This is a genomic window from Bradyrhizobium sp. WSM2793, assembly GCF_000379585.1.
Taxonomy (GTDB): Bacteria; Pseudomonadota; Alphaproteobacteria; order Rhizobiales; family Xanthobacteraceae; genus Bradyrhizobium.
The window spans coordinates 169,279-181,984 of record NZ_KB902770.1 but is presented as its reverse complement, the minus strand read 5'-3'; the positions used below and the strand labels follow the sequence as shown (position 1 = coordinate 181,984).

15 protein-coding genes and 1 pseudogene are annotated in these 12,706 nt (G+C 60.8%); 12 read left to right on the top strand and 4 right to left on the bottom strand.

All coding sequences use genetic code 11. The annotated features are described in order from the left end of the window. Position 1 precedes the first annotated feature (1 nt). The 5 genes from trbF to A3AS_RS44770 all read left to right on the top strand — a co-directional run bounded on the left by trbF (position 2) and on the right by A3AS_RS44770 (position 3,953). Positions 2–706 carry a conjugal transfer protein TrbF gene (trbF, locus tag A3AS_RS0105925; protein ID WP_018316677.1) on the top strand — a complete coding sequence of 235 codons (705 nt, stop codon included), beginning with the start codon at positions 2–4 and terminating at the stop codon, positions 704–706. Next, positions 703–1,728: a P-type conjugative transfer protein TrbG gene (gene trbG / locus A3AS_RS0105920; RefSeq protein ID WP_018316676.1), complete on the top strand. Its 1,026-nt coding sequence runs from the start codon at positions 703–705 to the stop codon at positions 1,726–1,728. Before trbF ends, trbG begins: the two co-directional genes overlap by 4 nt. An 83-nt stretch (positions 1,729–1,811) precedes the next feature. Next, the gene (locus tag A3AS_RS48890) at positions 1,812–3,002 is read left to right on the top strand and encodes a TrbI/VirB10 family protein (RefSeq protein WP_245283152.1); all 1,191 of its coding nucleotides are present in this window, start codon (positions 1,812–1,814) and stop codon (positions 3,000–3,002) included. 5 nt (positions 3,003–3,007) lie between these two features. Further along, the gene (locus tag A3AS_RS0105910) at positions 3,008–3,241 is read left to right on the top strand and encodes a DUF2274 domain-containing protein (protein ID WP_018316674.1); all 234 of its coding nucleotides are present in this window, start codon (positions 3,008–3,010) and stop codon (positions 3,239–3,241) included. Between the two features lie 502 nt (positions 3,242–3,743). Then, positions 3,744–3,953 (top strand): helix-turn-helix domain-containing protein, encoded by a 210-nt coding sequence (locus tag A3AS_RS44770; RefSeq protein ID WP_018316673.1) that lies wholly within the window; start codon positions 3,744–3,746, stop codon positions 3,951–3,953. A gap of 85 nt (positions 3,954–4,038) precedes the next feature. On the opposite strand, the gene A3AS_RS48885 is transcribed toward A3AS_RS44770, so the two are convergent. After that, complete coding sequence (locus tag A3AS_RS48885; RefSeq protein WP_245283151.1) at positions 4,039–4,566, bottom strand: site-specific integrase; 528 nt, start codon at positions 4,564–4,566, stop codon at positions 4,039–4,041. 45 nt (positions 4,567–4,611) lie between these two features. Continuing rightward, on the bottom strand, positions 4,612–5,187 hold the full coding sequence (locus A3AS_RS48880) for a hypothetical protein (protein ID WP_245283150.1): 576 nt from the start codon (positions 5,185–5,187) through the stop codon (positions 4,612–4,614). A 371-nt stretch (positions 5,188–5,558) separates the two neighbouring features. Between A3AS_RS48880 and A3AS_RS49950 the strand changes: the two are divergent. Next, positions 5,559–5,666, top strand: a pseudogene (locus A3AS_RS49950) (AraC family transcriptional regulator); the annotation flags it as partial. 124 nt (positions 5,667–5,790) lie between these two features. On the opposite strand, the gene ribB reads toward A3AS_RS49950, so the two are convergent. Both ribB and A3AS_RS0105895 read right to left on the bottom strand, forming a co-directional pair. After that, positions 5,791–6,867 (bottom strand): 3,4-dihydroxy-2-butanone-4-phosphate synthase, encoded by a 1,077-nt coding sequence (ribB, locus tag A3AS_RS0105900; RefSeq protein ID WP_018316671.1) that lies wholly within the window; start codon positions 6,865–6,867, stop codon positions 5,791–5,793. 142 nt (positions 6,868–7,009) lie between these two features. After that, a complete protein-coding gene (locus A3AS_RS0105895) occupies positions 7,010–7,633 on the bottom strand; it encodes an Lrp/AsnC family transcriptional regulator (RefSeq protein ID WP_018316670.1) in 624 nt (207 codons plus the stop codon). Between the two features lie 611 nt (positions 7,634–8,244). Here A3AS_RS0105895 and A3AS_RS0105890 point away from each other — a divergent pair. The 6 genes from A3AS_RS0105890 (at position 8,245) to A3AS_RS0105865 (ending at position 12,646) form a co-directional block, all read left to right on the top strand. Further along, positions 8,245–8,598: a VOC family protein gene (locus tag A3AS_RS0105890; RefSeq protein ID WP_018316669.1), complete on the top strand. Its 354-nt coding sequence runs from the start codon at positions 8,245–8,247 to the stop codon at positions 8,596–8,598. Positions 8,599–8,625: 27 nt separating this feature from the next. After that, entirely contained in the window at positions 8,626–9,213 is a 588-nt protein-coding gene (locus tag A3AS_RS0105885) for a flavin reductase family protein (RefSeq protein WP_245283148.1), read from the top strand. 114 nt (positions 9,214–9,327) lie between these two features. Continuing rightward, entirely contained in the window at positions 9,328–10,197 is an 870-nt protein-coding gene (locus A3AS_RS0105880; RefSeq protein ID WP_018316667.1) for a branched-chain amino acid ABC transporter permease, read from the top strand. Further along, entirely contained in the window at positions 10,181–11,212 is a 1,032-nt protein-coding gene (locus A3AS_RS0105875; RefSeq protein ID WP_198293680.1) for a branched-chain amino acid ABC transporter permease, read from the top strand. The genes A3AS_RS0105880 and A3AS_RS0105875 overlap by 17 nt, the downstream gene beginning before the upstream one ends. After that, complete coding sequence (locus A3AS_RS0105870) at positions 11,209–11,934, top strand: ABC transporter ATP-binding protein (RefSeq protein WP_018316665.1); 726 nt, start codon at positions 11,209–11,211, stop codon at positions 11,932–11,934. Before A3AS_RS0105875 ends, A3AS_RS0105870 begins: the two co-directional genes overlap by 4 nt. Then, positions 11,927–12,646 (top strand): ABC transporter ATP-binding protein, encoded by a 720-nt coding sequence (locus A3AS_RS0105865; protein WP_018316664.1) that lies wholly within the window; start codon positions 11,927–11,929, stop codon positions 12,644–12,646. Before A3AS_RS0105870 ends, A3AS_RS0105865 begins: the two co-directional genes overlap by 8 nt. The last annotated feature ends 60 nt before the right edge of the window (positions 12,647–12,706 follow it).

The window sequence follows — 12,706 nt, the reverse complement described above, 5'->3', positions numbered from 1 at the left end:
TATGGCAGGTCATCCGTTTCAGCGCGTGTCCGTTCGCTATGGCGAGACGCCCGAGCCGGTCACTCCCTATCAGAAGGCAGCTCAGGTCTGGGACGAGCGGTTAGGGTCCGCCCGTGTACAGGCCAGCAACTGGCGGCTGGCTGCGCTGGCGGCCATTGGTCTGTCCAGCGTCCTTGGATTGACGATCTTTGCCCAGATCGCCCGCTCAGGTGTCGTTCCCTACGTGATCGAGGTCGATCGGCTCGGCGAAGTCCGAGCAGTCGGGCCGGCGCTCGAAGCCTATCAGCCATCAGACGCGCAGATCGCGCATTTTCTTGCGCGATTTATCGAGAACGTTCGTTCGCTATCGATCGATCCGGTCATCGTCCGGGCGAACTGGCTGCGTGCCTACGACTTCGTCACGGACCGCGGCGCGCAAGCCCTGAATGACTATGCGCGCGAAGCCGATCCATTCACAAAGATCGGATCGAAGACCGTGACAGCGGAAGTCACGTCCGTGGTGCGGGCGTCTGGCGACAGCTTCGAGATCCGCTGGAAGGAAAACACCTACGAGAACGGCGCGATCGCAAAGACCGAGCGCTTCACTGGCCTCGTCACCACCGTTCTCAAGCCACCCGCAGATGCCGAAACGCTGCGGAAGAATCCTCTCGGCCTCTACGTCCATTCCCTCAACTGGTCGCGCGACCTCATTGGAGACGCCAAATGAATTCCACAGCCTTCACCAAGCTCGCGTCGGCCAGCGTCCTTGCATTGTCGCTTGGGCTTGCCGGATGCGCCACAAAGCTCAATGTTGAAGCGCCCTATGACGACATGGTCTTTGAGAAGGGACTTCCAGAGACCGATCTGCCGGCGCCGGTACAGGTCGTCGAAACGCCCAAGATCTTGCCGTTGCCGGGTCAATTGAAGCCCTATCCGACAAAGGCCGCCAAGGAAGAAAAACTGCCGCCGGAGCAGGCGATCGCCAAAGCGAACAAGGCTGCACGGATGGAGCCGACGCGCGCCGGCTACATCAATGCCATCCAAGTGTATCCCTGGACGGAGGGCGCACTCTACCGGCTTTATTCCAGTCCGGAAAAAGTCTCGACCATTGCGCTTCAACCGGGCGAGGAACTGATCGACGTCTCCACCGGCGATACAGTTCGCTGGGTGGTCGGCGATACCATGAGCGGCCAGGGCAACTCCCGGCGGGTGCACATCCTGGTCAAGCCGACGCTGCCGGATATTCAGACCAACCTCGTGGTCCTGACCGATCGGCGGGCCTATCACCTCGAGCTCGTGTCGACCAAGCAGACCTACATGGCGTCCATCTCTTGGACCTATCCTACGGATACACTTGTCGCGCTCCACAAGCAGAACGTCGCTGCCGCGCAAAGCGAGGAGCGTATCGCCGATCGCGGGGTGCGGCTCGACAGCCTGAATTTCCGCTATCGCATTGAAGGCGACGATCCACCCTGGCGGCCGCTGCGCGCCTTCGACGACGGCCGCAAGGTCTATATCCAGATGCCGTCCGGCCTGTCGCAAGGCGAGGCGCCGCCGTTGTTCGTCGCCGGAGCCGATGGCCGGCCGAACCTCGTCAACTATCGGGTCCGCGGCTCCTACTACATCGTCGATCGGATGTTCGGTGCCGCCGAGCTTCGCCTTGGCGAAGATCCGCAGCGCATCGTCCGGATCATCCGGATCGACGCGCGACCGGTGTCACAGATCCTCGGCATCGGGAGCGCCTCATGACGACAGGATTGGATCAGGATCCGGAGCCGCTGGAGCTGCGAGCCCGTCCGCGGCCCGTTCGGCGCCTCAATAGGCGCGCTCTCATGATCGGCTGCGCCGTCGCGGCGCTGTTTGTTGGCGGGGCGATCCTCATTGCGCTTCGACCGCACTCCTTCAAACAATCGGAGCGGACAGAGCTCTACAATACCGACCGCAAGCAGACGGCCGAGGGCTTGAGCAAGCTGCCCAAGTCCTATGAGGATCTGCCGCCATCGACGCCGCGGCTTGGACCGCCGTCGCCCGGGGACATTGGCCGGGCCTTTGCCGAAAACGAGAAGAAGGCTGGCGTCGCGCCGGACGCTGGCTTCCGAACCAATCCGGAGGAAGACGCCGAACGGGCTGAGCGGATCCGCCAGACGCGCGTCGCGCAGCAGGCAAAGGAGTCGGGCTTGTTCGTCCGCCTGTCGGAGAAGCAGGATAAGCGTAGGCAGGCCAGCACGACCGAAGCACCGGCTGCTGCCCCATCCGCATTCCGGCCTTCAACGCCCGATACAGGGCCGTCCGCTGCGGAACTCGCAAGGACCGCGCAAGCGATGATCGACCGTTCCAACGAGATCATTCCCTCGTCGCAGGCCCGCAAACTCGCCTTCGTGGGCGCGAAAGCCGACACGGAAACCACCAATCCCCATGCGCTCAAACCTGCGCCATCCACTTATGCAGTGATGGCAGGATCAATCATCCCTGCGAGCCTCGTCACGGGACTGAATTCGGACTTGCCCGGGGCGACCATCGGCCAGGTCACCGAGAACGTCTACGATACAGTTACGGGTGAGCATCTCCTGATCCCGCAGGGGACCCGGCTCATGGGCAAATACGATAGCGTCGTCGCGTTTGGCCAAAAGCGCGCGCTCGTGGTCTGGACGCGACTTATCCTGCCGAACGGCAATTCGATCGTGATCGAGAACCTTCCGGCTACAGACGTTGCAGGCTATGCCGGGCTCGAGGACCAGGTGGACTTCCATACTTGGCAGTTGCTCAAAGGCGTCGCTCTGGCGACCCTGATCGGGGTGGGGACACAGCTATCGATCGGTAACGACGAGAGCGATCTCGTGAAGGCGTTGCGGGAAAGCACGCAGCAAACGACCAATCGTGCTGGCCAGCGCCTCGTCGAACGCGAGCTCGACGTGCAGCCGACGATCACGGTGCGGCCGGGTTGGCCGCTGCGGGTGATTGTTTCGAAGGATCTGGTGCTGAAGCCGTATCAGGACGTTCAGACGGTGGCCAAGGCGAGATAGTGCCAATGAAGCTTTCAAAACTGCCCGACCGCACTCCGGTCAAACTCATCACGACGCTAACGCCGGCGCTTGCTGCGCGGCTTCGCGATTACGCCGATTATTATGCAGAGACCTACGGGGCACGGGAGGAGGTGGTCGATCTCGTACCGTTTATGCTGGAGGCATTTCTCGACGGCGATGTAGCCTTCAAGAAGGGGAAGAAGAAGGTCGATGGTACAATACCGACGTCTAGCGGTTGACAGGGCTTCCGCCGTGGCGAGCTACGCACTTTGAGCGAGTGCAGTCCTTACGTGTTCGATGGATGCCTCAAGCGATCTCAATAGCGCACGCAGTTCACCTGATGGCAGTTCCTCCAGGCGAAGGCTATCGCTGTTGACGGTTTGTGAAACTAGACGATCGATCGGGTCACTTGACCGAGGCCCGTTCAAAGCCAATCCGGATGACCCGAAGATTTGAGATACTATTTCGCCGGAAGGACGAATCGTGGTGACCAGCTCTAAGCCACCTGCGATTTCCTGTTCGAGTACCTCAAGGGGAAGTTCAACACATGCCAACATGGAGTCCACCCCATCAGCCCGATAACCGAGGCGGAGGAACCGCCCTTTGGTTAAGGGGACTTGTTCGACGAACGGTTTAGCCGACAGGGTTCGCGCATTAGTCATCGAGAACTTCCAAACGAGATACGAACAATACCTAGTATACTAGGTAGAGATCAAGTGACGTTTGAGGCCGTCATGCCGCATGAAGTTGCGGCGGCTGGTAGCCAGGAATCTTCGACGTCTACGAAAGGAGAGCGGCCTTTCCCAAGAGGAGTTGGCCGATCGCGCTGGCTTGAATCGCAACTACATTGGAATGATTGAGCGCGAAGAAAATTCGCCGACGGTTGACGCCCTTGATCAAATTTCGAATGCGCTTGGGATTGATCCGGTGACTTTTCTTCAAGATCGTTAATGGGTTGGCGCCACGACTGAGGTGAAAAGTTCCGGCGCCGGAGACGACACGAACTCGTAAAGCGGGAATTTTAAGTCCCTTGCGTCTATTGGTAGACCGACCAGTCATCGTTCGTGAGGAGAGCTCTGAATGCCGGAGCCGCTGTCCCTGAAGGCCGCTCTCGTAACCGATGCGATAAATTCTTCCAGGGATTGCTGCGGGGCGGTTTGTAACTTGTGGAGTTCTTGGTGTAGCGCCGCAGCGTTCGCCAGTCTTTATGACCTGTTACCAATGCGACCCTTTCAATGGTTAGTCCTGCCTCGAAAAGACGGCTAGTGCCTTCGTGGCGCAGATCATGAAAATGCAAGTCTTCGATCTTCAGTTCTTCACAGGCTCGCGCAAATGCCTTGCTCACAGAGCGATGATTATAAGGAAATACGCGACCTGATCCTCTCGTTATGATCCGCTGTTGGAGAAGGAGTTCCCAAGCATCATAGCCAGTCAGATTGAGGAGCGGTACTTTTTGATCATTGCCATCCTTGGCCCGCGGATCCTTGCGATCGCGGATAAGGAGCACCCGCGTTTTCATGTCCACGTCCGGCCATTCGGGTCGGCAAATCTCCTCTTGTCGCATCGTTGTCGCGACAGCGTACCGAACGATCCGCCCCATAGGGATGACTTATCGGGGATTCGTCTCAAAATACTCAATGAGTTCGTCGAGCTCGTCTTCTGTTGGACGTCGGTCTCGCTCCTCCGACTTCCCAACAAGGCCCAAATGCTTCATTGCGAAGCGCGCCAGGCGAACCTCTTCGGCCGAGACCTCAATGCCGTGAACGGCTGCAGCGTGCGTCGTCACGGTTCTGATAAAGGAAAAATCGATCGCCAATGTCGCTGGGCCAGCGCCTTCCTTCGCGCGCTTGCGTCCAAATTCGATAAGTCGCTCGCGATTGAGCTTAGACAGTTTCACTGTCCCCAAGGCTTCCTTCAGTGCCTCCAACACGGCGGCCTTTGAGCGGCGGGGAGGGCGCCCGACTTCATGCATATCCTCGACGTGAAGGTCGATGATGTCGCCGAACGTATGCGCCTGGACGGCAGCGCGTGGTTTGGGTGATCCACTGCGGTCGATGTTGCGCTCCATATCGAGCGCCCAGTCCTCGCCGTCCTTGCGCCGGCGGAAGGTCTCTGACATGTAGCGGTTCTTGCGGCGGACCTGGACGCGCCAGTTCCCGGAAGACAATTGCGTGAAGCTGGCCACGGCCGTGTGCACTCCCCAATTCGTGTGCGCTACGTGTGCACTGAGAGGTCAAAGAAGGTACAAACGGGTGCAAATTCGGCTAGTTTGGAGTGCACACGTTCATGCTTCATCCTATTGAGAGCATAAGGTAAATCATTGAAATCGCAATACTATCGCTTTTCTGTGGCACCCATGATGGACCGGACTGGCTGATCTCGGACCCCGTTGCACGATACTTGATGATGCGCGGCCAAGTTGGATGGGCGAGATATTTGGACCGCAGATTGCGCCAGCAGGCAACAGCTCCTGTGCGATTGCCATCAAGCGTTCGGCAATTTTGAAAGTCGCGGGTTCAGCGCTGTTGTCGCGCATTTCCTGTTCGTCAAGCGCGCTCTGCTGGCGACACGTTTCAGTCCGTGTCCGGGGCGCTCGGCTACGAGTCGGTGAGCGCGTTCATCACCATGTTCAAGAAGACGCTCGGCAAGTCGCCGGCGCGCTACTTCTCCGAGCGCGAGGCCGGCCAGACTGGCCGGGGGAGATCTGTCGCGCGACGAACTGCAAGCGTCGCCGGATGCCTGAGGTGCGGGACCCGCTCATGGACTTTCGCAACGCAGATGGCTGGAATTAGAGCGCTTCGTTTCGGACGATCTCGATGCCAAAGCCTGACAGTCCCTTGAAGTGATGCGTCGACGACGTGAGGTGACGGATGGAACTGATCTTGAGATCCCGCAGGATCTGGGCGCCGACGCCGATCTCGCGCCATTGCCGATTGCGGTCATCTTCGCGCGAACCGGTCGGGCCTAACGGCGCAGGCGGAACGCCTGCCGCGCCGTCGCGCAGATAGACGAGCACGCCGCTGCCATTATCCTTGAAGCGTTGCAGAATGACGTTCATCTTGGCCTGTTCCTGACCCGAGAACAAATCGCGCAGGACGTTGGGTTTGTAGAAGCGCGTGAGGACGTTGGTGCCGTCGCCCAGTTCTCCGTAGATATAGGCGACGTGATGAATGGGGTCGAACGGCGAGCGATACGAATAGCCCTGGAGCGGGCCGATCGGGCTCTCCGCCGTGACGCTCGAGACGCGCTCGATCAGCGTCTCGCGGGCCTGCCGGAAGCTGATGAGGTCAGCAATGGTGACCTGTTTCAGCTTGTGCTTGTCGGCGAACGCCGCGACTTGCGGACCCTTCAGTACTGAGCCATCGTCGTTCATCAGTTCGCTGATGACACCGACCGGCTCGAGACCTGCCAGTCTGCACAGGTCGACGGCGGCCTCGGTGTGACCCGAGCGCATGAGTACGCCCCCCTCCTTTGCGATCAGAGGGAAGACGTGTCCCGGCCGGCAAAAATCGCCGGCGCCAGCGTTGGGATTGGCGAGCGCGCGGCAGCACGAGGCCCGCTCTGCGGCCGAGATGCCCGTTCCGTTATCCGGCCGGTAGTCCACCGACACGGTGAACGCCGTGGTGTGAGCCGAGTCGTTGTTGAGAACCATCGGGTCAAGCCGCAGCCGTCTCGCGTCTTCGAGGGTAATCGGAGCGCAAACGATTCCCGATGTATGGCGGATGATGAAGGCCATCTTCTCAGCCGTGCACCGCGAGGCGGCGACGACGAGGTCGCCTTCGCCCTCGCGATCGTCGTCATCGGTGACCACGACGATTTCGCCGTCGGCGAGCGCCTGCAGGGCCGCTTCGATCGATCCCGTCATCTCGGTCGCTCTGCTCGCTAGAACCGACGGGTGCTCGCGTTGGGTCATGTGCGGATTGTCAGGCTCGCTGCGCCGCTCGAGCACTCTGCCGATCTTAACTTCACCATTATTGCCAACTGGCCGGAGCCCATGGCGGGGCGCCTCATAGTCTTTCCACGCTGTAGCTGGGACGATTGGTGTCGAGCCCGATCGGCGCATCGGACAGCAAAGGACCAGTTGGGTCGAATCGGGGTCTTAGTGAGCGCTCCAGAGGGCGCGAGGGGTTGGCGCAAGCCTTGACGGTGACCGGCCGATTGGCGTCGATCGGCAGCACGGTCTTGTGCGAAATGCGCTTGAGGGCCAGATTTGATCGAATGCTGCTGACGCCGGGAATGCGGGATAGTTTGTTGACAATCAGGTCTTCGAGATCTTCGATGTCGGCCGCCATGACGCGGAGCATGTAGTCGCTCTCACCGGTCATGAGATAGCATTCCATTACCTGGGCCAGCCGGTCGATGGATCGGGTGAAATTCTCGAGGGACGTCTGGACCTGCTTTTCCAGCTTGATCTGGATGAAAGCCGTTACACCAATGCCGAGCACGGCGGGATCGAGAAGGGCGATCCGTCGATCGATCACGCCGAGTTTTTCGAGTGTTCTGACGCGTGCCAGACACGGCGACGGCGAGAGATTGACGCGTGATGCGAGCTCGACATTGGTCAAGCTCGCATTCTGCTGGAGCTCGTTGAGGATCTTGATATCTATTCTGTCGAGAGAGGTTGTCGACATCGCGTATCTCCCAAGTATGGCAGTCTTCTGCGGCGCGTATCACCGTCGTTTGCGGGGTGATGACAATCGCGTGGTAAAAGCTAACCGCAATTGCGCTTGTGGGATTTCGACAAATCGTCGATTTGTATCGAAAAACCGTCAACCTTCGCATTGTGCATTGCGATCAGGAGGTTAGTTGCCTACTTCCGATACATTTTTTGCCTATGCGATATGCAGGCCGACGTTGATGCACGGATTCGGTCAAGATGTAATGCCCGCCGCTCCATCGATTGGCTCCCCATGTCACTTGACGGGACGTGCAGCAGAGTTCGATGTCGAGAGCTGCCCTGTTTCGTACAACCGCCTGTCGTCGCGTGTGGCCCCCGGTCCCACGTCGCTGACCACGCCGCGGGCGTTGCGCGAGACAAAAGGTTCGGCAGCAACGACGCCCACCCTCGTCAACCAGAAAATGGCAAAGATCGGCCGGATGCAGAGTTGGATCTAGCGACTCGACAAGTCGTTACAGCATAAAATGCTGATGAAGCTTCTGTGACAGGCGTTGTTCAAGCAGTAATGCTGCGAGGCTCGGGCGACTATCCAACCACGATCGCACTTGGGTAGCGACGGTTTGGATGTCGAGCGTGAAACTGAAGCAAGTCTATTTGACAGCGAACGATCCTGGACGCTTGGCCGAGTTCTACGAAGGCCTGGGTCTGAAGGTGCGCTTCGCTGATCACGGCAAGTGGATCCAGTTCGTGAGCGATGCGGCTGCGTTCTGCGTCGCCGGACCGACGGAGTCGGTCTCGGACCAGCTGCAAGATGCCGTTCTTGTCTTCGATGTCGATGACCTCGATGCCGCCATGGAGCGTGCCGCAGCCATGGGAGCGCAAGTCGGCGCGGTCCGGGACATGGAAAGTCACGGCCGTGCGGTGAAGGTGCGGGATCCGGGCGGCAACGTCATCCAGTTCTATCAAGCAGCCGGATAGCTCAGACGTTCACCGGGGCGGCGCTGCATGCCCGGAACCACAACCAGACAAAGAGGGCGCATCCATCCCATGAATCCAAGGGTCGTAGCCATGCCGTCCGCAACACCGCCGCTGTCCGAAACGAGCCCACTCGACGCCGCAGCATTCCGTGCTGCGATGCGCAGCGTGCCGGGCACCGTGTCGATCGTCACGACAGGCCGGGCGCCGAACCGCCATGGTCTGACACTCACGGCGGGCTGCTCGCTGTCGGCGGCTCCGCCCAGCGTGCTGGTTTGCGTCAATCGATCTGCCGGTGCGCACGACATCATTCTCAGCAGTGGGTCGTTCTGCTGGAATATTCTAGGGGTCGAGCATCGCGATCTGGCGCTCAAGTTTTCCGGGCAGGACGGCAGCAAGGGCGATATCCGCTTCGGTGACGGTTTGTGGTGCGATCTCAAAACCGGAGCACCAAGTCTGGTCGGCGCGGTCTGCAGCTTCGATTGCCGCGTGGTGAATGCTTACAGCGACAGTAGTCATACCATTTTCACCGGAGAGGTGGTGGCTCAGACCACGAGGGCCGGATGTGAGTCGCTCGTCTACATCGACGGATGTTTCGCCGCGCCAAAGGCGGTCTGAAACACAGGACGACGTGAGGCGCCGCTACGTTTCCGCTACAGCCAAGATGGAACCGATCAGCATGCAAGGAAGACGAAGACTTTCTATCGCGCATCCATCGGCGGTCGGTCGCTGATGCTGTCGCTCTGGCTCAATGTCATCGCCGGCGGGGTGCTCATCGGGCTGGTTTACGGGCTCGTCGCGCTCGGTCTCACGATCATCTTCGGCGTCATGCGCGTGGTCAATTTCGCTCATGGCGAGATGGTCGTGTTCGGGATCTACATCGGATACTGGACCGTTCAAATCTGGGACATCCCGATCGTTTTAGCCGCCGCGATCGCCGCGGTCGTCATGTTCGTGTTCGGCTATCTGCTAGAGACGCTCGTCGTGAAGCGGTTCGTTAATCGGCCGCATCACTATCAGTTCATCGTCTTCATCGGCCTCTCACTGCTTTTCAGCGGCGTATTGCTGATGTCGTTCGGTCCGGATCCGCGGCCGACGGCGTCTCAGTTGTCCTTCCAGACCGTGAGCGTGGGATCGCTCACCTTGGATTGGGCCCGCATCCAGGCGGCCGCTACGGCCGGACTGCTGATCGCCGCACTGGGAGCCTATCTGAAGTACTCCGCATTCGGCCGATCGCTGCGGGGCGCCGCCAATAATCGACTGGGCGGACTGGTGGTCGGGCTGAATATCCCTCGGGTCTATGCGGTGACCTTCGGCATCGGAGCCGCCTGCGCTGGCGTCGCCGGCGCATTGATCTCGCCGCTGTTCGATGCGCAGCCCTATCTCGCCGTCGACTTCACGCTGCTGGCCTTCGTGACGGTGATCGTCGGCGGTCTCGGCAGCTTCGGCGGCGCTCTTCTGGGCGGCCTGACGATCGGGGTCGCCGAAGCGATCGCGGCCTTGATGTTCACGCCGTCGATGAAAACAGCACTCCCTTACGCGCTTCTGATCATCATCCTGATTTTCCGTCCGAGGGGGTTTTTCGGTGCAAAGGACATCTGATCAAGCCAGCGACACCAAGCGTTGGGGTGCCGGCGCTCTGGTCTTTGCCGCCCTGGCCGTGGTGGGTGGCATGTCCAACGCCTACGTCATCTCACTTCTGACGATCGTCCTGTTGTTCACCTTCATCGGACAATCGTGGAACCTGATGCTCGGGATCGGCGGGCAGCTATCCATCGGTCACGCGCTGTTCGTTGGAATCGGTGCGTATGCGGTGGCGATCCTGAACATCAAATACGGCGTCACCCCGTGGATCGGTCTGCTGCTGGGCGCGGTGATTGCGGGCTTCGTCGGCGCGGTGCTGGCGTGGCTGAGCTTCCGCTTCGAGGTCCGTGGCATCTATTTCGCGCTGCTCACGATCGCAGCCGCCGAATTCGCCCGGATCATGTTCGGCGGGTGGGACTATGTCGGCGGCATGCAGGGCCTGTTCTATCAGGCGCCGAGCGGCACGATGGACCTCGGGATGCTGCGCGGTGACGCGCGGTTCTACTACTTCGTCGCGCTCGCGCTTGCGGCCATCGGCGTCGCGGGAACGGAGCTGATCTCGCGGTCCTATTGGGGCTATGTCTGGCGCGCGATGCGGGACGACGACGAGGCCGCCCGCGCACTGGGGGTGCGGACGTTTCGCCACAAGGTGCTGGTGGTCTCGATATCGGCCGCGACGGCCGCGGTCGGCGGCGGCGTGCTGGGCTTGGTGCAGGGTGCGATCTTTCCGGATTCGATCATGGGCATGGCGATCTCGGTCGACGTACTGATCGGCCCTGTGGTCGGCGGATTGGGCACTGCGTTCGGCCCGCTGGTCGGCTCGATGGCCGCGATCCCGCTGCATCACGCCATGGGTGCGCTCGGCGACAGCCTGGGGCTCCCCGGACTGAACAGCGTCGCCTACGGGGCGGTGCTGATCATGGTAGTGTGGTTTCTGCCCGACGGCATCTGGCCGGGGATCGTCCGGCTCTACGAGGCGATCCAGCTGCCGGCGCGCGGCCGGATCTCACAATTGCGGAAGGTCGAGGAATGACCGCGCTGCTCGAAGTGAAGAACCTGACCAAAGCGTTCGTTGGATTGGTCGCGGTCAATGATGTCAGCTTCTCACTGCAGGCAGGCCGCATCACCGCCCTGATCGGGCCGAACGGCGCCGGCAAGACCACCTGCTTCAATCTCGTCGCCGGGGCGTTGAGACCGACCGCCGGGCGGGTGCTGTTCGAGAGGCGTTCGCTCGAGCGCGAGCCGCCCGAAGCGGTGTGCCGCATGGGCATTGCGCGCACCTTCCAGATCGTCCGACCGATGAAAGATATGTCGGTGCTCGAGAATGCCATGGTCGGCGCCTTCAGCTGGACGACGAACGTCAAGGAGGCGCGGGACAAGGCGTATGAGTCGCTCGAAAATGTCGGGCTCGCCGGCAAGGCGAATGCCCGGACGGATCAGTTGACGTTGCCCGATCGCAAGATGCTCGAGATGGCGAAGGCGCTCTCGACTCGCCCCAAGTTGCTGCTGCTCGACGAAGTGATGGCGGGGCTGCGTCCGACCGAAGCGGCCGGCGTCGTCGGCGTGCTGCACCGGCTCGCCGAGGGTGGACTGACGATCCTACTGGTCGAGCACGTGATGCGGATCGTGATGGAAGTGGCGTCGACCGTGGTGGTGCTTCACCACGGCGCCAAGATCGCCGAGGGCAAGCCGTCAGAGGTGGTAGCGGATCCTACGGTGCTGGAAAGTTATCTGGGAGCCGGTTTCCATGCCTGACGACGCGCTTCTCGAGATCGACGACCTGTGCGTGGCCTATGACGGCTCCAATGCGCTGAACGGCGTGTCGCTCCGCATCGGCAAGGGTGAACTGATCTGCGTGGTCGGCGCCAACGGCGCCGGCAAGACCTCTCTGATCCGATCAATCGCGGGGATCGTGCCGTCGTCGCGCGGTTCCGTCAGGATCAACGGAGTCGAAATCTCGCGGCGACCGCCGTGGGACATCTGCGAAATGGGCATCGCTCAGGTCGCCGAGGGCCGCCAGATCTTCAGTGCGCTCTCCGTCGAGGACAATCTGCTGATCGGCGGCTCGCTGAAGCGGGCCAGGCACGACCTGGCAAATACGCTTGATTCCGTCTATCAGCTGTTCGGGCGACTTCGCGAACGCCGCGACCAACTCGCCGGCACGCTGTCCGGCGGCGAGCAACAGATGCTGGCGATCGGTCGGGCGATCATGTCGAAGCCAGAAATCGTGATGTTCGACGAGCCGTCGATCGGACTGTCGCCGGCGCTGACCGACGTGATGTTCGGCGTCGTCAAATCCCTCAACGAGCAGGGCATCACGGTCCTGCTCGTCGAGCAGAATGTCGCCAAGTCGCTCGCGCTGAGCAGCCGCGGCTATGTGCTCGAGAACGGCTCCGTGATGTTGCACGGATCGAGCCGCGATCTGCTCGAGAACCCCGATGTCCAGCGCGCCTATTTGGGGTTGTGAGGTGTGCCGTCTCGGCGAGGCGTCGGGCATTGCCGCCTCTCGTCGCGCCGCCGTGTGGTC

Excerpts from the sequence above, each read along its gene's own strand:
- trbF (WP_018316677.1), top strand. The coding sequence starts at position 2 with ATGGCAGGTCATCCGTTTCAGCGCGTGTCCGTTCGCTATGGCGAGACG.
- trbG (WP_018316676.1), top strand. The coding sequence starts at position 703 with ATGAATTCCACAGCCTTCACCAAGCTCGCGTCGGCCAGCGTCCTTGCA.
- A3AS_RS48890 (WP_245283152.1), top strand. The coding sequence starts at position 1,812 with ATGATCGGCTGCGCCGTCGCGGCGCTGTTTGTTGGCGGGGCGATCCTC.
- A3AS_RS0105910 (WP_018316674.1), top strand. The coding sequence starts at position 3,008 with ATGAAGCTTTCAAAACTGCCCGACCGCACTCCGGTCAAACTCATCACG.
- A3AS_RS44770 (WP_018316673.1), top strand. The coding sequence starts at position 3,744 with ATGAAGTTGCGGCGGCTGGTAGCCAGGAATCTTCGACGTCTACGAAAG.
- A3AS_RS48885 (WP_245283151.1), bottom strand. The coding sequence starts at position 4,566 with ATGCGACAAGAGGAGATTTGCCGACCCGAATGGCCGGACGTGGACATG.
- ribB (WP_018316671.1), bottom strand. The coding sequence starts at position 6,867 with ATGACGGGATCGATCGAAGCGGCCCTGCAGGCGCTCGCCGACGGCGAA.
- A3AS_RS0105895 (WP_018316670.1), bottom strand. The coding sequence starts at position 7,633 with ATGTCGACAACCTCTCTCGACAGAATAGATATCAAGATCCTCAACGAG.
- A3AS_RS0105890 (WP_018316669.1), top strand. The coding sequence starts at position 8,245 with ATGTCGAGCGTGAAACTGAAGCAAGTCTATTTGACAGCGAACGATCCT.
- A3AS_RS0105885 (WP_245283148.1), top strand. The coding sequence starts at position 8,626 with ATGCCCGGAACCACAACCAGACAAAGAGGGCGCATCCATCCCATGAAT.
- A3AS_RS0105880 (WP_018316667.1), top strand. The coding sequence starts at position 9,328 with ATGCTGTCGCTCTGGCTCAATGTCATCGCCGGCGGGGTGCTCATCGGG.
- A3AS_RS0105870 (WP_018316665.1), top strand. The coding sequence starts at position 11,209 with ATGACCGCGCTGCTCGAAGTGAAGAACCTGACCAAAGCGTTCGTTGGA.
- A3AS_RS0105865 (WP_018316664.1), top strand. The coding sequence starts at position 11,927 with ATGCCTGACGACGCGCTTCTCGAGATCGACGACCTGTGCGTGGCCTAT.